Source organism: Rhizobium phaseoli, assembly GCF_001664385.1.
Classification (GTDB): domain Bacteria; phylum Pseudomonadota; class Alphaproteobacteria; order Rhizobiales; family Rhizobiaceae; genus Rhizobium; species Rhizobium phaseoli.
The window spans coordinates 1,822,287-1,842,856 of the sequence record NZ_CP013532.1; the positions used below are offsets into that span (position 1 = coordinate 1,822,287).

Here is a 20,570-nt window from a genome sequence, read left to right on the forward strand (position 1 = left end):
ATGACCATAGACGTCCCGCAGGAAATTCTCGACGCGCTGACCGATGTCGACATGCCCAGGCTTCCGCCTGAACCCGGTCCTTCGGCAATGGCCCGGCTCGCCGGCATCGAGGTGCCTGTCTATCGGGCCGGCTGCGTCGTCGTCGGATCGGGTGCCGCAGGTCTGCGTGCGGCCGTGGAAATGAAGCGGCGCGGCGACGATGTCGTCATCGTCAGTCAAAGCGCCTGGGGCGGGACCTCGGCCTGCTCCGGTTCGGACAAGCAGACCCTGCACACCGCTAACACGGCGGATCAGGGCGACAATTACAAGGCGATGGCCCGCGCCATCCGCAGCGGCGGCGCCATGGACGAGGACATCGCCTATGTCGAGGCCGTGGGTTCGTCGCGGATGATGGCATCGCTGCAATTCCTTGGCCTGCCGCTGCCGCAGGATCCGCTTGGTGGAACGCTGCGATATCAGACCGACCATGACGAGGTCGGCCGCGCCACCAGCTGCGGCCCGCGCACCTCGCGCCTGATGGTCAAAGTGCTGGCGGAGGAGGCCCTCCGTCTCGATGTGCCGTTCTACAACCAGACCACCGCGGTCAAAATCCTCACCGAGGGCGAGGGAGCCGACCGCCATGTCGTCGGAATACTCGCCATGCGCGCCGGCGACCGTATGCAGGAGAACCCGCTGGGCATCGCGCTGTTCGTCAGCGGCGTGATCGTGCTTGCCGCCGGCGGGCCGGGCGAGCTCTATCGCGACAGCGTTTACCCCAATGGCTGCTTCGGTTCGCTCGGACTGGCGCTTGAGGCAGGCGTCGAGCTGGTCAACCTCACCGAAAGCCAGTTCGGCATCGGAACGCGCCGGGAGGGATTTCCGTGGAATCTGTCGGGGACCTATGTCCAGGCAGTCCCGCATATCTATTCGGTCGATGCGAGAGGGGCCGAACACCATTTCCTGGGAGGCTATTATCGCAGCACGCAGGAGCTGGTGTCGAACATCTTCCGCAAGGGCTATCAATGGCCATTTCACGCGACGCGCATGCTCGATTTCGGCTCGAGCCTGGTGGATCTTGCCATCTCTAGGGAAACCGCCGCCGGTCGGCGCGTCTTCATGGACTTCAACCGCAATCCGTTGCCCGTTCCTGGCGACCTGCCGTTCAGCCTGGGACGACTGGATGAAGACGTCCGTCTTTATCTCGGCAAGGCCGGAGCCGATCAGGAAATGCCGATCGACCGGTTGAAGCACATGAACCCGCTCGCGATCGAGCTCTATCGCCGCTACAAGATCGACATTGCCGCAGAGCCGCTGGAATTCGCCGTCAACAATCAGCATATGAACGGCGGCATCATGGTCGACACCTGGGGCCGCAGCAATCTTGCAGGCTGTTACGCGGTCGGCGAAGCGGCGGGCACACATGGGGTAACGCGGCCCGGTGGGGCAGCACTCAACGCCGGACAGGTCTTCGGCACCAGGGTGGCAGAACATATCGGCGCCAGCGGCAGGGGCAAACGGGCCGTGCCGGGTGGCATACCAGGCGCCGCAGAGGCGGGCATCGCCGATCTCCTTGCCGCCTTGCGAGCCGAAAGCCCGCTCAGCATCAAAGCCATCGGCTCGGCAGTACAGGCGCGCATGAGCGAGAAAGCCGGCATCATCTGCGATCAGGAGAGCGTCAGCCAGGCCCTGATCGAGGCTCGTAAACTGAATGCCGAAATTCGCGCCAGTGGCGTCGCTTACGGTCGTGCGGCGGAAGCGGTTCGAGGGGTGCAATGGCGGCACATGGCGCTCGCCTCCGAAGCCGTTCTCAGTGCGCTCGATTTCTTCATTCGCAACGGCGGCGGCAGCCGCGGGGCACGCGCGATCTGCGATGCCGACGGCGAATCCCTTCCGCTGGCAAGCTCTGGTCCGTTGCAGGACTATCGTTTCCGGAGGGAGCGCGAAGCCGATCGCTACGAGCAGATCGTCGTTCGCCTCGAAGCCGATGAGATCAGGCTTTCAACCCGGCCGAACCGCAATCTGGATGAAAGCGCAAAATCCTTTTTCGAGCGGGACTGGCCAGACTGGTTGACGGGCCGCATCTACGATCTCGGGGCCGGCCAATAAGACGCTGCCGCAATGGCAGTCAATCGGGATTGGGAACCGGCGGCGGAACGCGGACGCGCTCGGTATCGTCGGAGCCTTCAGCCACGGCTTCCTCGCTTTTGCGCTCGCGCCTTGGCGGATCCTTTCCTTCGACCGGCTTCGGCGACAGCTGGTCGTCGGCCGATATTTCGTCGGTGTTCAGATAGTTCTTGGCTTCGTCCATGACGGTCACTCCCGGTTGGAGAATTGCGGGGCCGGGATGCGGTCCTTCTGATCGGCGCGGCCGGTTTTGGGGTCGGCATCCGTGAGACCGTCGCCCGCCTCACGGCTACTGCCCATGCTGGCTGGCGGCTTGCGCTGCTCGTCGACATCGACCTCGGGCAGCTCGGCATCCTCCGTATCCTCGTTCAATGACTTCGGCGGAAGCTTTGCGGAATCAGAAATGGAATTGGTAGCCACGGGGCGATCTCCTTCACACGCTAACGCTGGTCGGCATCGCCAGTTCCCTTGGCTCGGCAATCGATGACATCGCGGCTTACACGGCTTCTGCTCCGGGAATGTCGAGCTCGATCACGACCGGCGCATGGTCGCTCGTATGCTCCCAGCCCCTCGGCTTTCGACGGACACTTGCCGATCGAAGCCAGGGCGCCACCGTCGGGCTGAGCAGAAGATGGTCGATCCGCAGCCCGGCATCGCGTTCGAAACTGTTCCGCCAGTATTTCCAGAATGTGTAGATGCGTTCGCCCGGATGCAGATGCCTGACGGCATCCGTCCAGCCCTGGGCCACAAGTTGTGCATAGGCGTTGCGGACTTCCGGTCTGAAAAGCGCGTCGTCCAGCCAGCGCTCCGGCTTGTAGACATCGATCTCGGTGGGCATGACGTTGAAATCACCGGCCAGGATCGATGGCACCTCGATTTCGAGGAGCTCCGCTGCATAGGCACTCAGGCGACGGAACCAGCGCAGCTTGTATTCGAACTTGGCGCTGGGGAAGGGATTGCCATTCGGCAGATACAGGCATCCGATCAGCATGCCATCGACGGCAGCTTCGATATATCGGCTGTGAGTGTCATCGGGATCGCCGGGCAGACCGCGTCGGGTCAGAATCGGCGTCTTGCCCTTTGCCAGGATGGCGACGCCGTTCCAGGATCTCTGTCCGTGCCAGACGGCGCCGTAGCCGGCCCGTTCGGTCTCCGTTCGCGGGAATTTGGCGTCGTCAGTTTTGAGCTCCTGAAGGCAGACGACATCCGGGGCATCCTCCTTCAGCCAGCGCAGCAAGATGTCCAATCGCCCGTTGATACCGTTGACATTATAGGTTGCGATTTTCATGGGACCCCGCCGAGATGGTGCGGCATAATCTAAAACCGTTCCTGAGTTTCCTCCTCGGGAAGTCCGCATCCGCAATCGGCCCAGTCAAGACGGCTTTCCACGCCGTAATGTCCCGCCGGTCGAATCCGTTCGGGGTGATCAAGCGACCCGGCCGTCACGCGGATGAGCTCATCGCCGTCGTATTGGAGATAGAGCGGTGTTCCGCAATTGCCGCAGAAACCCCGCGTTGCGATGGGCGAGGACCGATAGACGGCGGGGGAGCCGGTGGTCCAGAGGAGATCCTCGACCCTAGCCTGAACGAGCACTGCGAAAGGACTGCCGGTTGCCTTCTTGCACATATCGCAATGGCAATATCCCGAATGGGGCGGATCCCCGGCGAATTCGTATCGGCAGTATCCGCATAGGCAGCCGCCGGTCCATTGGGTTGCCATGGCAGACGTTGTCAACGCGTCGCGCCGAAGACGAAGGCGATACCGGCGACGATCGCGGCGGCAGTCAGTGGCTGCCGGCGTATCCGATCCTCGAGGTCCTCAACGAAACTCTTCGCTTCCGCCTTTGCCAGGCGGGCTGTTCCGGATGCGAGTTCCGAAGCGGACTCCGCGATGCGGCCGGCCTCTTTCTGAAGTGCACGCAGTTCCTCGTGGTCGCGGCCGCTCGAGCGCAGGACCTGGTCGACAAGAGGATATTCCTGGTCAAGCGCTGTTGGATCGGGCTCACGCTTTACGCGTTCAGCCGCCTCGACGTCGCTACGGCCGGCGGGTATCGAGGTATGGGTAATCGAAACCGGATCGGACGCCGGAAACGTATCTTCGATTGCCTTGTCGAGTTCGCCCCTTCGGGCCTGCTTTCGCTGTTCCGCCTGCTCTTTTCTCATCGACTGGACGGCGGGGGATTCGTTGGGATTTGGCATCGGGGGCTCCTCTGTTGCGCTTTGACAATCAAAGCGATGACAAAGAAAGAAGTTCCAGAAAAATGCGTCAGCGCCTCAAGCAGTAACGTCTCGGCAAGGGAAGGTGAATTATACCCCCGACACCAATTGCCGTGACATCGCCCGCATATGGGCTCATTCAACCGCAGGCCCATTTGCCGGACCAAAGTCCTGCCTGTCTTAGTACCTTTGGTCCGGTTGCATTTAACCTTCGGAAAAGCGAAAATTCGCGCGCGTAGAGCAAGCGTAGAATTGGGAAGAACGGATGAACGAGGCGACGGCATGACAATCTCGAAGCGTAATTTTTTGAGATTGGGTGGTTGTGCGGCCGTCGCCCTGATTGCTGCCGCATCACCTCTGACGATCAGTTTGGACGGCTCCCTGCCGATGCCGGCGATCAAGCATGCGCAGGCAAAAGACGGCAATAACGGGAACGGCAATGGCGGCGGCGGCGGCGGCAATGGCGGCGGCAACGGCGGAGGCAGTGGGGGAGGCAATGGTGGGGGGAGCGGCAATGGGGGCGGGAGCGGCAACAGCGGTTCCGGCAACAATGCCGGTGGAAACTCCAGCAGATCCCCTTCCTCTCCAGCCGCCTCGTCGACAGAAGTGGGGGCGAAGGCGACTGAAGATTCCGACGGATCGATCAACGTTCGCCACGCCAACGGCATCACCGAAAGCCTGCGCAGCGGCCGTTATGTCATGAAGGACGCCAAAGGCAGGACGATCATAAGCCGCCAGGCGACGGCCAACGACGCCCGCCGGCTGAGCCGCTTCCTTCGCTAAGAGCATGATGCTGAAAAGTCTAAGCGCTTTTCGGTCTTCCCTAACCTTTGATTTGGAACCGAATGGTTTTCGGCCGGCCCGCCGAAAACCATCCTGTTTGAGGTCGGCCCGGCGCTACCGCCGTTCGCGCCATTGCAGCGCCGCTTCCGTCCTGTTTGAGACGCCGAGTTTGCTCAGGATCTGGGTCATATGGTGCTTCACGGTCTTTTCCTGCAGGTTAAGGCGCAAGCCGATATGCTTGTTGGAAAGGCCTTGAGCGACGAGATCCATCACTTCGCGTTCTCGTGGCGTCAGGCTGTTCTTGTCGGAGGCTGCGTCATGCAGCGAATTCTCCATGACCTTTGTCGACATCGTCGGAGAGATGTATCGTGCTCCGCTGAGGACGGTCTGGATGGCTTCGGCAAGACCACGGGAGCCGACGCCCTTGAGAACATAGCCCATCGCGCCCTGTTGCAAGGCTCCAAGCAGAGTGTCCACCTCCTCCGATACCGTCAACATCAGCACCTTCGTCGTCGGGCTCTGCGCCAGGACGTTGCCGATTGCCGCCAATCCGCCGCCGGGCATCGAGACATCGAGAAGCATGACGTCGGGGCGGTTATTCGAAGCGATCATGGCGGCGTCTTCGCTGCTGGCGCCTTCGCCGATAACCACGAAGTCGCTCATCTCCGACAAGCTGCGCGTTACGCCCTCGCGAAAAAGCGGGTGGTCGTCCACGACGCCGACGGTGATTGCTGTCATTTCTCTAGTCTCCAACTTCCATAGGCTCGAAGGTCATGGTCACGACCGTTCCTCCTTCGCCTGTCTTGATATCGAAGGATCCCCCCAGGCTGTCGACGCGTTCGCGAAGCCCCACCAGACCGAGGCTTGCCGGTCTCACTTCCGCCGGATCGAAACCATTGCCACGATCGCTGACCTCGACATGAACATGACCGTTGTGCGACACGGCTTTCACGGTCTGCTGAACGCCGCCGCCGTGGCGATAGGCATTGTTCAGGGCTTCCTGAATGAAGCGATAAATACAGATCTTTACGGCAGTTGCGAGTTCGGGTCCATCCTCGTCGATGATCGTTTCGACAAGGGTTTCGGTCTTGTGCTGATGCGCTTCGACGACCCGCAGCACGATCTCGGTGATTGTGGATTTTTCGATCTGCGGGAGCACCAGTCCGCTGCAGATGTTGCGGATCTCCGTCATCGCCTCGGCCAGGCTCGAGCGAATCCAGGCAAGTTCCTTTTCCCGCGTTTCAGGTTTGGTCGACGCGTTGATCAAGAGGTCGCTGTCGAGGCGCAGTGAAGCATAGGCAATGTGCTGTGCCGGCCCGTCGTGCAGATCGGCGCCGATGCTGCGCAGATAGGTTTCGTTCAGTGCCGCCACTCGTTGCGAGGCGCGCTGCAGCCGCCGCTGAAGCCCGCGATTTTCCGAAAGCAGCGCCGACAATTCCGTCACCCGTTGCTTGAGATCCTTGCGCTGCGCTTCGATCGTGCGGCTGCCCCGAAACACCAGGGCGGAAAGAACGAGGAAGAAGACCCCTGTGACAGCGGCGACCGCCCCCCAACTCTGCAGCCTCGCATGCGCAAGACTGTCGCCAAGACCTTCCGCCGTCTCGTAAAATTCGAGCACGGCGACAGCCTGGCCGGACCACGGCTGCAGAACCGGATTGTAGATTTCCATCAACGGTTTGCCGAGCGCGCGTTCGACGCCGCTTTCCGGGTCGTCGGCGATCTCGTAGCGCGCAACGAGCGATCCAGCGAATGCCTTCCGCAGCTTCTCGTTTACGGGAAACTTCTGGCCCACCATTTCTTTCTCGTTCGAATAGAGGATGGTGCCGTCGCTTCGCCACAGCTTGAATGAGACAAGACGCCTGCCGAGCGCGCCCTGGCCGAGCGTCTCGTCCAGCGCCTGCGCACTGGCTTCATCCAGCAGCGATTCCGTTTGCATGTCAGGAAGCAGAGGCGCCACGACGCTGTCGACGTAAAGTGCTGTTGCCGCGCCGGAATTGTGAATGACGGCATCCTCGATCAGATGAGTTACGAGAATGCCGATCAGAAACATGGCGGCGATCGAGACCAGGCCACCCGCGATGAAAAACTGGGAGGCGAGTGAGCGGGCATTCCAGCGGCGGAGCCAATTCATTTTGATACCGGCAAGTGACTTTGCCGACTAACCTACAGCGTCTTTAGAGTTTTTCCAGACAGGATCAGGGCAGATTTCTGGTATCGAAGACCTCGGCGCCCCTGACGCTCTCGGTCAGCTTGATGCTGTCGCCTGACATGGCTGCGCCAAAGACGTAGAGCAGGCCGGCCAGAACGATGACAAGAGCGATGACGGAGACGTTCCAGACGTCATTAACATGGGATCTGTTACTGCGGCTCATGTGCGGCTCTCCTTCCGTGTCTTGCAAACGACGCCGTCAGCTGCCCGTTCCACGCCGGGGACTTCGGTCGAAGAGGCCTGGGACCATGGTCCGATCACCGTGGACAACGGCCGATTCAGCCATATTTTTCGTTCGACGGGGTTGGTTCTGGAGACGTTGAGTGACAATTTCTGCTGAAATCGAAGGCGGCGCAGACGCCGCATTGGCCACCTCTCCGACGCGGTTCGGGGAGGGCGTCGCCGATCTTTACCAAGCCCTTCTCGTGCCGCTCCTCTTCGAACCCTATGCGTCGAAGTTTGTGATTGTCGCCGAACGGTTGAAACCCGTCAGCGTGCTCGAAGTCGCAGCGGGAACCGGTGCCCTGACACGCGCTCTGCGCGCGCGGCTCGATCCGGCGGCTGAGATCGTCGCCACCGATCTCAGCCAGGCAATGATCGACGTCGGCGCTCCGTCCTTGACGCTGTCGCGGACCCATTGGATGCATGCGGACGCGCAAAATTTGCCGTTCGCCCACGCAATGTTCGATCTGGTGATCTGCCAGTTCGGCGTCATGTTCTTTCCGGACAAGCCGAAGGCCTATGGCGAGGCGAAAAGAGTTTTGCGGAGCGGAGGCCATTTCCTGTTTTCGACTTGGGATTCGCTTGCGGCCAACGACTTCGCCAGATGTGTGAACGAATGTCTGACACGGCTCTTTCCGTCGGATCCCCCGGACTTCCTGGAACGTTTGCCATACGCCTACTTTGATCCTCATACGATCAAGGCACAGGTTTCTTCGGCGGGATTCGAGGCAGTTTCCTGCGATCGGGTGACGTTGGCCTCGGTCGCGGCCACCGCCCACCATGTTGCGGCAGCATTCTGCAAGGGTTCGCCGCTGAGAGGAGAGATCGAATCGCGGGCGCCGGAGCGCATGTCCGAGATCGTTGATGAGGTGGCGGAGCAGGTAGCATCACGCTACGGTGGGAACCCTAACGGAGGCATGAGCGCGTTTATTGTCGCCGGCCGCGTGCCGTAACTGTTCCAGCCGCAGATCAAAATGCAGAGTGACGCCTGATCGGCGCGCAGGCTTTGATTAAGGGATCATCCAATAATTTGTACGGGAGGGTTCGTGCATTGCATCGATGACGTGCTGCTCGATCTCGACACAGGTCTCGTCATATTCCCGCACCAGCTTCAGATTGAACCCTCGCCTTCGAAGACGATCGCGTGCTTCGACCGCCATCTGATAGGCCTCGAAAAGCTCGAGTTGCCACGGTTCGCGCGCCTCCATGATCGGTGTCCGCATGTGCGGCAGGCGCATTGCCAGGCGCCTGCGTCCAGCTTCCCGGCGGTTGGATCGTGTCATCTCCCTCGGTCTCCTAGCATGTCCGCAACGCGGTGCCCCTCCGATCCTTAAATAGCGCCGGCAACGATTATTGAAATGGGTTTCGGACCTAGGGCCGGGCCCCATCAGACTGAGGTCCGGGGCCGGGAACGACGGCTTTCCGAGCTAGTTGGTTTGGCAGCGGCCACGTAAGCCGCTGCAACCATAAGGAGGAAGAAATGCTCTCCAAGATTGTTGCCGTCGCGGCAACTACCCTGTCCCTGACCGCAGGCGTCGCCTTCGCCCAGTCCTCGACCGTCAACGGCGCGGCCGGCGGCGCGGTCACAGGCGCGATCGTCGGTGGTCCCGCCGGCGCTGCTATCGGTGGCGTGGCCGGCGCAGTTGTCGGCACGGCGATCGATCCGCCGCCGCAAAAGGTCGTCACCTATGTCCGCGAAGCTCCGGCACCGTCGACGCGCGTGGTGGTTAAGGAAAAAGTCGTCGTCGGCCAGCCGCTGCCGGAAACGGTCGTCGTGACGCCCATCCCGGACGACCCGACATATGCTTACGCCGTGGTCAATGACGAGCGTGTCATCGTCGAACCCTCGTCGCGCAAGGTGATCCAGGTGATCAAGTAACCTGATCGTACACGCGGCTATGCCGCGTCTTGCTTCCCAAAAATCATTGTTTGGATCAGCCGCACGATGGACCGCAGCGTCGTCGTGCGGCCGAAAAAAGAGAGATTGTTATGAAGGCCAAGACACTCGCCATTCTAATGACGGCACTCTCGATCGGCGTTTCGCCGGTTGGTCTTATGTCCGCCTCGGCGCAGGATGCGCCGATCATTCCGAAGAAGGGTGCCGCCCAGAGCGGCCAGTCCGGTGGCGCAGCGACCCAGCAGCCGGATGCAGCGACTGACCAGGGCACGCAGCAGCCATCCGGCTCCGGCGGAAGTTCGTCGGGTGCATCCTCTGGAGCCACTACGGATGGATCCTCTGGCCAGACGACGGAGCCTAGCGCCAAGACGCAGCCCGACGCGAAGACACAGAGCGGAGGCTCCGGTGAAACTTCCGGCAGCTCGAAAACGACCGAGCCGGGCCAGGCTTCGCCGGAAAGCCAGCAGCCGGCCGGCAGCAAAGACGCCGGCACCCAGACCGACTCCGGCGAAACCCAGAAATCGGGCGAGGCGAAGCCTTCCAGCGGTTCGAGCGAGAGCCAGTCGAACAGCAACACCTCGGTCGACAGCAGCAAGACCCAGACGAACACCACGACCAACGTCAACATTTCGGTCGAGCAGCAGACGGAAATCCGCAGCGTCGTGAAGGAGGTCCATGTCGAGCCGGTTCGGGAGACGGATTTCACGGTCTCGGTCGGGACCAGCATTCCGAAGAAGATCAGGCTCGAACCGTTGCCGCCGCGGATCATCGAGATCGTGCCGCAGTACAAGGCCTATCGTTTCTTCATCCTGGCGGACGGCCGGATCGTCATCGTCGATCCCTCGTCGTTCACCGTCGTCTACATCATCTCGGCCTAAAGCGCCGCGGCGCCGGCGGCGGCCTGCGCCGCCGGCGCCAGGGAGAAGGACATGATCCATTCCGAAGAAAAATCCGCTGGCCTGGCCGTCCCGCTGATTGCCATCCTGCTCGCCATCGCCGGCATTCTCGCTGTGCTTGTCGCCACAAGCGGCCACAGCAGTGCTGGGCCGCGCGTCTGGGTTCCGCAGGCCCAACACGAGGGGGCGGGTCAATGAACGCCATTGCATCCGTCGCCTTCGGCATCGTCAGTTCGGTTAGCGCCTGTATGGCCGCGGCATCGGTTGCCTCGCACGTCGTGGCGGATTCCGAACCGCACGCTTTCCCTGATATGGCCGCGCGCGATCTATGGACGGCGAGCCCGGTGAAAGTCGATCCTCGGCAACAGCACTATGAACGAATTGCCCCGCTCTATTCCAGCTATGTCACCGAAGCGTCGGCGACCGTGGCGTCAAGGACAACGGCGCAGCCCGCTCGCCCGTCGAGCGACATGCAGACGCCGCAGCCAGAATTGTCCCTCCAGCATCTCGCCTGGTGCGCGCAGCGTTACCGCTCCTTTGATCCGGCGACCAATAGCTACCGATCCTATAGCGGTGAGACCCGCGAATGTTCTTCGCCGTTCCAGCAGAATATCGCCGAAAACGACGAAGGCGGCGGCACGAAAGTGAGTGCACAGGCTGCTGCCCGATGCGCCGCTCGCTATCGGTCATACCGGCCGGAAGACAATAGTTATCAACCCTGGAACGGGCCGCGGCGAAGCTGCGACATGTCGAATCTGGTCGCGACCAGCAACTAACCATGGCCACGGCGAGCGTACAATATCGCGCCGAGCTGGCATGCCAGACTAAAGTCCGTGTTGTAATCGCACCGGTTGTGATATCCGGTTGTATTTGAGGGCGGAGAGTGGGGATGGCGATGACGCTGATAGCAGAAATCCACCAGGCGCAGACAAGGCTTCCGTTCTTGAGCAGGGCGGAGCGGGGAGCCCTCATCATGCGCATTCTTCGTGAGCTGAAGACGCTGCGTCAGGAGGTTCTCGGAAACGTGCCGGCCGATCGCTGTGTCTGGATTGACAGGCTCATTGCATCGGTCTCCTCGACGATATCGGAAATCGTCACCATGCAGGACGCCGAGTTCAATCGGGTTCTGAACGAGTTCGAAAAGCTGATGGCGACGCTGCATAACATTTCCCGCCCGGAAAAGTCGTCGAGAACGGTTCATTAGGGCCTCGGTTCGGTTGCCGGCATGGCGGGATTGGTGACCCTTTCAATATGACCTGTGCGGCGGGCCATTTCACCGCGCTGGAAACCGATGCCGGCGCGCAAGCGTTCTCCTGGTATGACCGAAACAATCTCTCCCGCTGACGAAGACGAGGCGTCGTCCGGTAAAGACGATCGAAAGCCCGGCGCGGACGTTTCCTTTCCCTACGACAGGATGACTGTCGAGCAATTCCGAAGACGCTTCCCCCGCGCCCGCTGGAGCGATGATCGCAAGGCGTGGTTCGTTCCCGGCAGGACGGCATCCCGCCGCATCGGACGATGGCTTGCCGAGCTGGAGGCCGAAGCCGACGCGCATGCGGATGCGAAGGGGCGCGATGCCTTCGCCTTCGATCCCATCGACAGTCCATATCTTGAACTCGGCAGGGCAGGCTTTCGAATCCGCACACCCTATTCAAAGACCATCGTCGATGAACTGCGCGAAGTGCCGTTCTCCCGGTGGGACGGCGACCTTCGCCTGTGGCACGTCCCCTTCCGATCCTATGAGGACCTGAGACGCAGATGGCCCCACATCGAAGCGGCGGCTCGCAGAAACGAGCCGGAGGAAAGACGACGGCGCGCCGAAGAGCGCAAGGGAACCGAACAGGATAGGCGCAGCAGGCGTCGCGCCGCCGAACGAAAGCGCCATCGTTACCCGCTTGCCGCCGACGACTTGCCGCCGATAGGACGTCCGGTGAGCATCTCCTATGGGATTGTGGTCTTTACTGACATCACCGGCGAACTGGTTGATCCCAACCTCGTTGCGGACGTCTATCCCAGCGTCGACGAGGGGGATCTCTGGGGATCTTGGCGGGTGCCGACATTCGAAGAGCTCGTCCGCGCGTGGCCTGCAAAAACTCCGCCGCTCCAAGGTGCCAGATGGTGGCTGCCGACGATCGAGGAACTGAGGCCTGCGCGCCGCGCGGCAAGATCACGCGATGCCAGGAAGCGCGCGAAGACGCTGTGACGGCAGCTGTCTCAAGCCGGACCTGTCGCAGAGGCCGTCCCGGACGTGCGCAGTCCGCGTGGGAACAAATTCCCACCTCGGCCATTTGTCATCCATGAAAACAGCCCTGCCGATGTCGCTGCTCGCTTTGGCCATCCTCGTTGGCGGCGCGGCTGCGCGGGAACTGCGACCCGACGCGATCAACGCTGCGTCGCTTGCTGACATCGGAGCGAAGAAGCCCTCATCCGCAGATCCGGACCCCGCAATCGTTCGCCTTCAGGTTCTTCTCGACCGCGCGGGCTCGTCTCCCGGCGTGATCGACGGCCTCTCCGGAGAGAACGTCGACAAGGCGGTGGCAGGCTACCAGGCTATGAACAAGCTCCCCGTCGATAGCCGGCCGGATCCCGATCTCGTTTCCCGTTTGGAAGACAATTCTCCGATCGTTGCGACCTATGTCGTCTCGCCGGAGGATGCCACCGGTCTTGTTGACAGGATCCCCGAGGATTACGGCGAGAAGGCCAAGATGCAGATGCTCGGTTATACCAGTGTCGCGGAGAAGCTGTCCGAACGCTTCCATATGGATCTCGATCTCTTGAAGGCGCTCAATCCAGCTTCGCAATTCGCAGCCGGAGACACTGTATGGGTCGTGGATCCTGGGCCGCCAAGGGAAGGCAAGGTCAAGCGGATCGAGGCTGACAGGAAGACGGGGCAGGTACTGGCCTACGGCGAAGACGGGTCTGTGCTGGCTGTCTATCCCGCGACGATCGGCAGCAAAGACAATCCGTCACCCTCGGGAAAGCACAAAGTCAAAGGCGTCGCGAGAATGCCGGTCTACCGGTATGACCCGAGGCTCAACTTCAAGCAGGGAAAGAACGACAAGGTCCTGACCATTCCGAAAGGGCCGAACGGACCGGTGGGCACCGTCTGGATCGACCTGACCGAGCCGACCTATGGAATCCATGGCACGCCGGAACCAAAACTGATCGACAAGGTCGGCTCGCATGGCTGCGTGCGGCTGACGAACTGGGACGCCGAAGAGCTGGCCGGCATGGTCAAGCCGGGCGTCCCGGTTGATTTCGTCAATCGCAGTCCGGCCGCTCCGAAGTGAGACGCGGCACCTCGCAGTTCCACACGTTCCCCGTCAAATCAGCGGCTATGAGGCCTTGGCCTCGAAAGCCGGGGCGAAGTCACCCAGCGATTTCGCCTTGAGGATCATGCCGCCGATATCCTGTTCCACGATCGCTTCCAGATCGGCAAAGCTGTCGATGACGTAATAGATCGGCTGGAGGATATCGATGCGGTAAGGCGTTCTCAGCACGCTCATGAGATCGAAGGGACGAAATTCGCAGGCCGTGCCTTCCGTTGCCGCCTTCGCTTCGCTTGGCGACGAGACGATGCCGGCACCGAAGCAGCGGCGGCCCTGCGGCGTGTTGATCAGGCCGAATTCGACGGTGAACCAGAAGATCCGGAACAGATGCCAGGAATAACCTTTGCCGAGGCGGACAGCGGTTTCGCCGAAATGCCGGACGAAATTGGCATAGCTCTGGTTGGTCAAGAGCGGGCAGTGACCGAAGACCTCGTGAAACAGATCCGGCTCCTCGATATAGTCGATATGCTCGCGGCGGCGCAGGAAGGTTGCCAGCGGGAATTTGCGTTGCGACAGAAGCTCGTAAAAGCGCGAGGGCGGAATGAGCGCCGGCACGCCTTCGACGCCGAAGCCGGTGGTCTCGTTCAGGCGTCTGTTCACGTCGAGAAGCTGCGGCACCTTCTCCGGCTTCAAGCCCAGCAGTGTGACGCCGTCGAGATATTCCTGGCAGGCGGTATCGGCCAGCATCTTCATCTGGCGCCGATAAAGTTCGCCCCAGATCGCATCTTCCTCGGCTGTGTAGTCATAAAGGCCGTCCGGGCCGGGCAGTTTGGCGGTGTAGCTGCTTTCCTTGGTCATAGGCGGATCCTCCCGGAGCATGACGATATTGCCGCCATTATCCTCCAGCTTTGGCGGATTTTCTTTTCTTTCATCTTGCCTTTCGCCATAATGGTGGCAGATTTTCCCGAGGATTGCGCAGAAAATGAAAGAAACTGGGAACTTTCGCCGCACCCTTCTGCAGCTCATCCAGGCCGACGGCAGCCTTTCGCTGGCAGATCTGGCTGAGAAGGCCGGCATGTCGCAGAGTTCGGCCTGGCGGAAGATCCAGGAACTGGAAGCCGACGGCGTCATCCGCAAGCGCGTGACGCTGCTCGACCCCGGCAAACTCGATCTCAAACTCTGCGTAATCGCCCATGTCACGCTGGAGGATCACCACGAAGAGGCGGTCGCCTCCTTCGCGTCGGTGGTGCTGGAGCGGCCGGAGATCATGGAGTGCTACGCCTTGTCAGGCGCTTTCGATTATATGCTGAAGATCCGGGCGAAGGACGTGGAAAGCTACGAAGCCTTCATGACCCGCTACCTCATGCGCAACCCGCATGTGCGCACCGTGGTCTCGAGCTTCGTGCTGCGCGAGCTGAAATTCTCGACCGAACTGCCGCTTTGACGCTTATCGCGAAATAAGTCGCCGACCGGTGACAATGGGAGGTCATCGCGCGCTGTCGCCGTGCCAGCTGCCGGGCATGCGCACCGGAAAGCCCTCGAAGGTCTTCAGCGTGTCGAGCACGATCGAGGTCTTCACGTGCTGCACCGACTCATGCGGCAACAGAACATCGTTCACGAACTTCGAGAGGTCGGCGAGCCCGCGGGTCGCCACCTTCAGATGGTAGTCCATTTCACCGGTCAGCGCATAGGCTTCGAGAACCTCCGGCAGTCCGTTGATCAGTTGGGAGAAACGCTGGGCATTGTCTCTGTTGTGGGTCGCAAGCGTCACCGAAATGACCACCAGCATATCCAGGCCGAGTTTTTCCCGGTCGAGATAGGCCCGGTAGCTGCGGATATAGCCCTCGGCCTCCAGCCGTGTGCGCCGGCGCGAGCATTGCGACGGTGAAAGCGCAATCCGATCGCCCAGCTCGTTATTCGTCAGCCTGCCATCCTTTTGCAGCTCCTGCAGCAGGCGCAAATCCAATTTGTCGATCTGTTCATCCATTGCGTAAAATCTCCAAAATACTCACGAACCGTGCATAATATCTTCCGGCAGCATGAAGAATGCAAGGATTTTGCACGCGTTTTGGGTCACACTTTGCGCAGTTAAACTCCATCTCGTCAGGAGGAGAAAATGGGTCCTTTCCCGCATGATGCGCCGCCATCCGAAATCACAGCCGACAACCCGGCCGGCACCGACGGCTTCGAATTCGTCGAGTTCGCGCATCCAGAACCCGAGAAGCTCAGTGAGCTCTTCACACGCATGGGCTATGTTGCCGTTGCCAGGCACAAGACGAAAGACATCACCGTCTGGCGCCAGGGCGACATCAACTATGTCGTGAATGCCGAGCCCGGCAGCCATGCCGCCCGCTTCGTCGAAAAGCACGGTCCCTGCGCCGCATCGATGGCCTGGCGTGTCGTCGACGCCAGGTACGCTTTCGACCATGCCGTGTCGAAAGGCGCCGTTGCCTATGAAGGTGATGACAAGATGCTTGATGTTCCGGCAATTGTCGGTATCGGCGGCTCGCTGCTCTATTTCGTCGAGACTTATGGCGCCAAGGGGTCGGCCTACGATGCCGAGTTCGATTGGCTTGGTGAGCGCAATCCGCGCCCCGAGGGGATCGGCTTCTATTATCTCGACCACCTCACCCACAATGTCTTCCGCGGCAACATGGACAAGTGGTGGGATTTCTACCGCGAGCTGTTCAATTTCAAGCAGATCCACTTCTTCGACATTGACGGCCGCATCACCGGTCTGGTCAGCCGCGCCATCACCTCGCCCTGCGGCAAGATCCGCATTCCGCTGAATGAATCGAAGGACGACACCAGCCAGATCGAGGAATATCTGAAGAAGTACCGGGGCGAGGGCATCCAGCACATCGCCGTCGGCACCGAGGATATTTACGGGGCCACCGACCGGCTTGCCGACAACGGGCTGCGCTTCATGCCGGGTCCGCCGGAAACCTATTACGACATGTCCTATGAACGGGTGAACGGCCACAGCGAACCGATCGAGCGCATGAAGAAGCACGGCATCCTCATCGACGGCGAAGGCGTGGTGAATGGCGGCATGACGAAAATCCTGCTGCAGATCTTTTCCAAAACGGTGATCGGCCCGATCTTCTTCGAATTCATCCAGCGCAAGGGTGACGAGGGTTTCGGCGAAGGCAATTTCCGGGCGCTGTTCGAGTCGATCGAGGCCGACCAGATCAAGCGTGGTGTCATCGGGACGGCAGCGGAGTAAACTCTCGCGCGCGTCTGAAAAGACGCGCGGCGCCGGAGAGTGATGGGAGGAGTTGAGCATGGACCAGACATCGATCCAGACGGTCGACGGCGAAGCCGCGGCTGCAGACAGACTGAAATACATGCCGGGCTTCGGCAACGACTTCGAAACCGAGTCGCTTCCCGGCGCCTTGCCGCAGGGGCAAAACAGCCCGCAGAAATGCAATTACGGTCTTTATGCCGAGCAGCTTTCCGGCTCGCCCTTCACCGCGCCGCGCGGCACGAACGAAAGGTCCTGGCTTTACCGCATCCGTCCGAGCGTGCGTCACACCCGCCGCTTCTCCAACGCTTCCTACCCGCTCTGGAAGACCGCGCCGTGCCTCGACGAACATTCGCTGCCGCTCGGCCAGCTTCGCTGGGATCCGATCCCGGAGCCTAAGGAGAGGCTGAATTTTCTGGAAGGGGTGCGGACGATCACGACGGCGGGCGATGCCGTGACCCAGGTCGGCATGTCGGCCCATGCCTATGTCTTCAACGAGGACATGGTCGACGATTACTTCTTCGACGCCGATGGCGAACTGCTGATCGTGCCGCAGCTCGGCGCCATCCGGGTGTTCACCGAAATGGGCATCATGGATGTCGAGCCGCTGGAAATATGCCTCATCCCCCGCGGCATGATGTTCAAGATCCTCAGGATCGGCGAGCAGCCGGTCTGGCGCGGTTATATATGCGAAAACTACGGCGCCAAATTCACGCTGCCGGACCGCGGCCCGATCGGCGCCAATTGCCTGGCGAACCCGCGCGATTTCAAGACGCCTGTGGCCGCCTTCGAGGACAAGGAAACGCCGTGCCGTGTCCATGTGAAGTGGTGCGGAAAATTCTATGTCACCGAGATCGGCCACTCGCCGCTCGATGTCGTGGCCTGGCACGGCAATTATGCTCCGTTCAAATACGACCTCAGGACATTTTCGCCGGTCGGCGCCATCCGCTTCGATCACCCCGATCCGTCGATTTTCTCGGTGCTGACGGCGCCGACCGAAGATGCCGGCACCGCCAATGTCGATTTCGTGATCTTTCCGCCGCGCTGGCTGGTCGCCGAGCACAGCTTCCGTCCGCCCTGGTATCACCGCAACATCATGAGCGAGTTCATGGGCCTGATCCACGGCCAGTATGACGCCAAGGAGGAGGGCTTCGTGCCGGGCGGCATGAGCCTGCACAATATGATGCTTCCCCACGGGCCGGATGCGCTCGCCTTCGAAAAGGCAGCCAATGCCGAGCTCAAACCGGTGAAGCTCGATCACACCATGGCCTTCATGTTCGAGACCCGATATCCGCAACAGCTGACGAAATACGCCGCCGAGCTCGAAACGCTGCAGGAGGATTACCTCGAGTGCTGGGACGGCTTGGAACGCAAGTTCGACGGAACCCCCGGTATCAAGTGATAGCATCGGAATTGGCATATGAAACTTGCGACCTTGAAGGACTCCACCAGGGACGGCCGCCTCGTCGTCGTGTCCCGCGACCTGACTCGCTGCTCCGAAGTCGGTCATATCGCCCGCACGCTGCAGGCAGCGCTCGACGACTGGGAGCATGTGGCGCCGAGACTTGCGCTGATTGCTGAAGGCATCGAGGCCGGAGCCCAGCCGACGCTGCGCTTTCACGAGCATGACGCTACGTCACCTTTGCCGCGAGCCTATCAATGGGCCGACGGTTCCGCTTACGTCAACCATGTCGAACTGGTGCGCAAGGCCCGCGGCGCCGAGATGCCGGCAAGCTTCTGGACCGATCCGCTGATGTATCAGGGCGGCTCGGATGCCTTCCTCGCCCCGCGCGATCCGATCGTCGCGGCCGACGAGGCTTATGGGATCGACATGGAGGGCGAGGTCGCCGTCATTATCGGCGACGTTGCCATGGGGGCGGACCCGGAGGCCGCCCGCGGCGCCATCCGTCTGGTGATGCTCGTCAACGACGTGTCGCTGCGTGGTCTCATCCCCGACGAGCTGGCCAAGGGGTTCGGTTTCTTCCAGTCCAAACCGGCTTCGGCCTTTTCGCCTGTGGCGGTGACGCCGGACGAGCTTGGCGACGCTTGGGATGGCGGCCGGCTGCATCTGCCGCTGCTCGTCAGCCTGAACGGCAAGCCTTTCGGCAAGGCCAATGCCGGCATCGACATGACGTTCGATTTCGGCCAGCTGATCGCCCATGCCGCCAAAACCCGCAGTCTGACGGCCGGAACGATTATCGGCTCGGGAACGGTGTCCAACAAGCGGGACGGCGGCCCGGGCCGGCCGGTCGAAGACGGCGGCGACGGCTATTCCTGCATCGCCGAGATCCGGATGATCGAGACGATCGAAACCGGCGCGCCGAAAACGCCCTTCATGCGGTTCGGCGATCAGGTCCGCATCGAGATGAAGGATCGTGCCGGCCATTCGATCTTCGGGGCAATCGAGCAGACCGTCGAGCGCTATGGAGGAGCGGGGCAGCAATGAACGAGGTCGTTCTTTACGACTATTGGAGATCGTCGGCGAGCTATCGTGTCCGCATCGCGCTCAACCTGCTTGGCATCGACTACAGGACGGCGCCGGTCAATCTGCTGGAGGGCGCGCAGAGGGCGCCGGACTATCTCGCGCTCAACCCGCAGGCGCTGGTGCCGACCCTGGTGATCGATGGACAGGTTCTGACCCAGTCGCTTGCCATCATCGAATATCTGGCCGAGCTGCGGCCGCAATATGGATTGCTGCCAGGAGACAGCGCCGGCCGCCAGAATGTGCGGGCGCTGGCCTATGCGGTCGCCATGGACATCCATCCGATCTGCAACCTGCATGTCGTGACGCATCTCATGACCATGACTGACAAGGCCGACGCCCGCGAGGAATGGATGCAGCATTTCATCGCCGACGGACTTGGCAAACTGGAGGCGATGATCGATGGCGCCGGCGGAGCCTTCAGCTTCGGCGATACGCCGACGATGGCCGACCTCTGCCTTGTCCCGCAGGTCTACAACGCCCGCCGCTGGGGCGTTGACATCACGCATCTCAAGCGCATCGTCGATATCGACGCCAGATGCGCCGAACTGCCGGCCTTCCAGGCCGCGCATCCCGACCGCGTAAAGCCGTGACGTCACCGCCCGGGGACAACGCATCAGGCTGATGAGGCCGGCGATTGGACGGAGAGCCTACGCGTCCCGCCACGAAGGGAACGTCGCAGCCTGGCCCAGCCGCTTGCCCGCTTCATCGATAAGCTGCCAGACGGTCACGTTCTCGATCCAGAAACGGCGTCCCGATTTGGCGATCCTGATGCCGCGGCCATTCTCGACAAACCCATCGCGGGTCACGCTATCCAGCAGCCGCTGACGCTCGGCGCGGTCCGGCTGCTCGGCCGAAAGCCGCGACGGCAGCGAGGTGAATTCGTCCCAGCCGTATTCGAAACAGCTCTGCGCCGTCCTGTTCGCGTAGATGAAGCGCGGGTCGGGTTCGGTATTGTGGGCGAGGACCACGAAAGGCGCATGGTGGTAAAGCCAGTCCGGCCCCTGTCCGTCCTGGACAAGGTGACGGCCGACGATGCGCTTGTGGCTTCCGGTGAGCAGGGAGAAGAAATCGGCGTCGCTCGCCAGGTCGAGGGCGTGATTGTCATAGGGAGAAGTCACGAACTGCCTCGCTGTCAGATGCTTCGGTGCAGGCGACATAGCCGATATTCATTGCACACGTCTATGATGCCTTGTGAACCGCTATCCTTCCCGGCCAGCACCAGCATTTACCTTGTCTCAATACTTCT

The 20,570-nt window shown here is 61.2% G+C and carries 27 protein-coding genes; 15 read left to right on the forward strand and 12 right to left on the reverse strand.

Translation table 11 applies throughout. The features are described 5' to 3' along the window. A complete protein-coding gene (locus AMC88_RS08870; protein ID WP_064825838.1) occupies positions 1-2,085 on the forward strand; it encodes an FAD-dependent oxidoreductase in 2,085 nt (694 codons plus the stop codon). A 19-nt stretch (positions 2,086-2,104) separates the two neighbouring features. Here the strand turns inward: AMC88_RS08870 and AMC88_RS08875 are convergent, their stop codons facing one another. From AMC88_RS08875 to AMC88_RS08895, 5 genes are all read right to left on the reverse strand, one after another. Beyond that, positions 2,105-2,287: a hypothetical protein gene (locus AMC88_RS08875; RefSeq protein WP_010024395.1), complete on the reverse strand. Its 183-nt coding sequence runs from the start codon at positions 2,285-2,287 to the stop codon at positions 2,105-2,107. Between the two features lie 5 nt (positions 2,288-2,292). Beyond that, the gene (locus tag AMC88_RS08880) at positions 2,293-2,523 is read right to left on the reverse strand and encodes a hypothetical protein (protein ID WP_010024397.1); all 231 of its coding nucleotides are present in this window, start codon (positions 2,521-2,523) and stop codon (positions 2,293-2,295) included. Between the two features lie 76 nt (positions 2,524-2,599). Beyond that, the gene (xth, locus tag AMC88_RS08885; RefSeq protein ID WP_010024398.1) at positions 2,600-3,391 is read right to left on the reverse strand and encodes an exodeoxyribonuclease III; all 792 of its coding nucleotides are present in this window, start codon (positions 3,389-3,391) and stop codon (positions 2,600-2,602) included. Between the two features lie 29 nt (positions 3,392-3,420). Then, a complete protein-coding gene (locus AMC88_RS08890; RefSeq protein WP_012483515.1) occupies positions 3,421-3,822 on the reverse strand; it encodes a GFA family protein in 402 nt (133 codons plus the stop codon). A gap of 11 nt (positions 3,823-3,833) precedes the next feature. Continuing rightward, entirely contained in the window at positions 3,834-4,301 is a 468-nt protein-coding gene (locus AMC88_RS08895) for a hypothetical protein (RefSeq protein WP_012483516.1), read from the reverse strand. 300 nt (positions 4,302-4,601) lie between these two features. Between AMC88_RS08895 and AMC88_RS33875 the strand changes: the two genes are divergently transcribed. After that, the gene (locus AMC88_RS33875) at positions 4,602-5,102 is read left to right on the forward strand and encodes a hypothetical protein (RefSeq protein ID WP_012483517.1); all 501 of its coding nucleotides are present in this window, start codon (positions 4,602-4,604) and stop codon (positions 5,100-5,102) included. Positions 5,103-5,216: 114 nt separating this feature from the next. Here the strand turns inward: AMC88_RS33875 and AMC88_RS08905 are convergent, their stop codons facing one another. The 3 genes from AMC88_RS08905 to AMC88_RS33570 all read right to left on the reverse strand — a co-directional run bounded on the left by AMC88_RS08905 (position 5,217) and on the right by AMC88_RS33570 (position 7,474). Further along, positions 5,217-5,840, reverse strand: coding sequence for a response regulator (locus tag AMC88_RS08905; RefSeq protein WP_012483518.1), 624 nt, complete (start codon positions 5,838-5,840; stop codon positions 5,217-5,219). Between the two features lie 4 nt (positions 5,841-5,844). Continuing rightward, the gene (locus AMC88_RS08910) at positions 5,845-7,233 is read right to left on the reverse strand and encodes a sensor histidine kinase (RefSeq protein WP_012483519.1); all 1,389 of its coding nucleotides are present in this window, start codon (positions 7,231-7,233) and stop codon (positions 5,845-5,847) included. Between the two features lie 64 nt (positions 7,234-7,297). Continuing rightward, positions 7,298-7,474, reverse strand: coding sequence for a hypothetical protein (locus tag AMC88_RS33570; RefSeq protein WP_010012606.1), 177 nt, complete (start codon positions 7,472-7,474; stop codon positions 7,298-7,300). 160 nt (positions 7,475-7,634) lie between these two features. Between AMC88_RS33570 and AMC88_RS08915 the strand changes: the two genes are divergently transcribed. Then, entirely contained in the window at positions 7,635-8,486 is an 852-nt protein-coding gene (locus tag AMC88_RS08915) for a class I SAM-dependent methyltransferase (protein ID WP_012483521.1), read from the forward strand. Positions 8,487-8,543: 57 nt separating this feature from the next. On the opposite strand, the gene AMC88_RS08920 is transcribed toward AMC88_RS08915, so the two are convergent. Next, positions 8,544-8,816: a hypothetical protein gene (locus AMC88_RS08920; RefSeq protein WP_004679546.1), complete on the reverse strand. Its 273-nt coding sequence runs from the start codon at positions 8,814-8,816 to the stop codon at positions 8,544-8,546. Between the two features lie 197 nt (positions 8,817-9,013). On the opposite strand from AMC88_RS08920, the gene AMC88_RS08925 reads away from it, so the two are divergent. The 7 genes from AMC88_RS08925 (at position 9,014) to AMC88_RS08950 (ending at position 13,616) form a co-directional block, all read left to right on the forward strand. Continuing rightward, positions 9,014-9,412 carry a DUF1236 domain-containing protein gene (locus AMC88_RS08925; protein ID WP_012483523.1) on the forward strand — a complete coding sequence of 133 codons (399 nt, stop codon included), beginning with the start codon at positions 9,014-9,016 and terminating at the stop codon, positions 9,410-9,412. A gap of 110 nt (positions 9,413-9,522) precedes the next feature. After that, positions 9,523-10,308: a DUF1236 domain-containing protein gene (locus tag AMC88_RS08930; protein ID WP_041683611.1), complete on the forward strand. Its 786-nt coding sequence runs from the start codon at positions 9,523-9,525 to the stop codon at positions 10,306-10,308. Positions 10,309-10,359: 51 nt separating this feature from the next. Next, positions 10,360-10,524, forward strand: coding sequence for a hypothetical protein (locus tag AMC88_RS33575; protein ID WP_016732813.1), 165 nt, complete (start codon positions 10,360-10,362; stop codon positions 10,522-10,524). Beyond that, positions 10,521-11,102, forward strand: coding sequence for a BA14K family protein (locus tag AMC88_RS08935; protein ID WP_012483525.1), 582 nt, complete (start codon positions 10,521-10,523; stop codon positions 11,100-11,102). The genes AMC88_RS33575 and AMC88_RS08935 overlap by 4 nt, the downstream gene beginning before the upstream one ends. Before the next feature lie 113 nt (positions 11,103-11,215). Further along, positions 11,216-11,530 (forward strand): hypothetical protein, encoded by a 315-nt coding sequence (locus AMC88_RS08940; RefSeq protein WP_010015325.1) that lies wholly within the window; start codon positions 11,216-11,218, stop codon positions 11,528-11,530. A 114-nt stretch (positions 11,531-11,644) separates the two neighbouring features. After that, positions 11,645-12,529, forward strand: coding sequence for a hypothetical protein (locus tag AMC88_RS08945; RefSeq protein ID WP_012483526.1), 885 nt, complete (start codon positions 11,645-11,647; stop codon positions 12,527-12,529). 94 nt (positions 12,530-12,623) lie between these two features. After that, positions 12,624-13,616, forward strand: coding sequence for a L,D-transpeptidase family protein (locus AMC88_RS08950; RefSeq protein WP_012483527.1), 993 nt, complete (start codon positions 12,624-12,626; stop codon positions 13,614-13,616). 45 nt (positions 13,617-13,661) lie between these two features. Here AMC88_RS08950 and AMC88_RS08955 read toward each other — a convergent pair whose 3' ends face one another. Next, the gene (locus AMC88_RS08955; protein WP_064825145.1) at positions 13,662-14,453 is read right to left on the reverse strand and encodes a phenylalanine 4-monooxygenase; all 792 of its coding nucleotides are present in this window, start codon (positions 14,451-14,453) and stop codon (positions 13,662-13,664) included. Between the two features lie 124 nt (positions 14,454-14,577). On the opposite strand from AMC88_RS08955, the gene AMC88_RS08960 reads away from it, so the two are divergent. After that, entirely contained in the window at positions 14,578-15,039 is a 462-nt protein-coding gene (locus AMC88_RS08960; protein WP_049733184.1) for an Lrp/AsnC family transcriptional regulator, read from the forward strand. A gap of 42 nt (positions 15,040-15,081) precedes the next feature. Here AMC88_RS08960 and AMC88_RS08965 read toward each other — a convergent pair whose 3' ends face one another. Next, positions 15,082-15,582, reverse strand: a complete 501-nt coding sequence (locus AMC88_RS08965) for an Lrp/AsnC family transcriptional regulator (protein WP_049733185.1) — start codon at positions 15,580-15,582, stop codon at positions 15,082-15,084. A gap of 129 nt (positions 15,583-15,711) precedes the next feature. On the opposite strand from AMC88_RS08965, the gene hppD reads away from it, so the two are divergent. Genes hppD through maiA form a run of 4 tightly spaced genes read left to right on the forward strand, consistent with a single transcriptional unit; the run spans position 15,712 to position 19,914 of the window. Continuing rightward, positions 15,712-16,821, forward strand: coding sequence for a 4-hydroxyphenylpyruvate dioxygenase (gene hppD / locus AMC88_RS08970; RefSeq protein WP_064825146.1), 1,110 nt, complete (start codon positions 15,712-15,714; stop codon positions 16,819-16,821). Between the two features lie 58 nt (positions 16,822-16,879). After that, a complete protein-coding gene (gene hmgA / locus AMC88_RS08975; protein ID WP_064825147.1) occupies positions 16,880-18,241 on the forward strand; it encodes a homogentisate 1,2-dioxygenase in 1,362 nt (453 codons plus the stop codon). Positions 18,242-18,259: 18 nt separating this feature from the next. Further along, positions 18,260-19,285: a fumarylacetoacetate hydrolase family protein gene (locus tag AMC88_RS08980; RefSeq protein WP_064825148.1), complete on the forward strand. Its 1,026-nt coding sequence runs from the start codon at positions 18,260-18,262 to the stop codon at positions 19,283-19,285. Continuing rightward, positions 19,282-19,914, forward strand: a complete 633-nt coding sequence (maiA, locus tag AMC88_RS08985; protein WP_064825149.1) for a maleylacetoacetate isomerase — start codon at positions 19,282-19,284, stop codon at positions 19,912-19,914. Before AMC88_RS08980 ends, maiA begins: the two co-directional genes overlap by 4 nt. A gap of 57 nt (positions 19,915-19,971) precedes the next feature. Here the strand turns inward: maiA and AMC88_RS08990 are convergent, their stop codons facing one another. Further along, positions 19,972-20,442: an MEKHLA domain-containing protein gene (locus tag AMC88_RS08990; RefSeq protein WP_064825839.1), complete on the reverse strand. Its 471-nt coding sequence runs from the start codon at positions 20,440-20,442 to the stop codon at positions 19,972-19,974. Positions 20,443-20,570 lie beyond the last annotated feature (128 nt).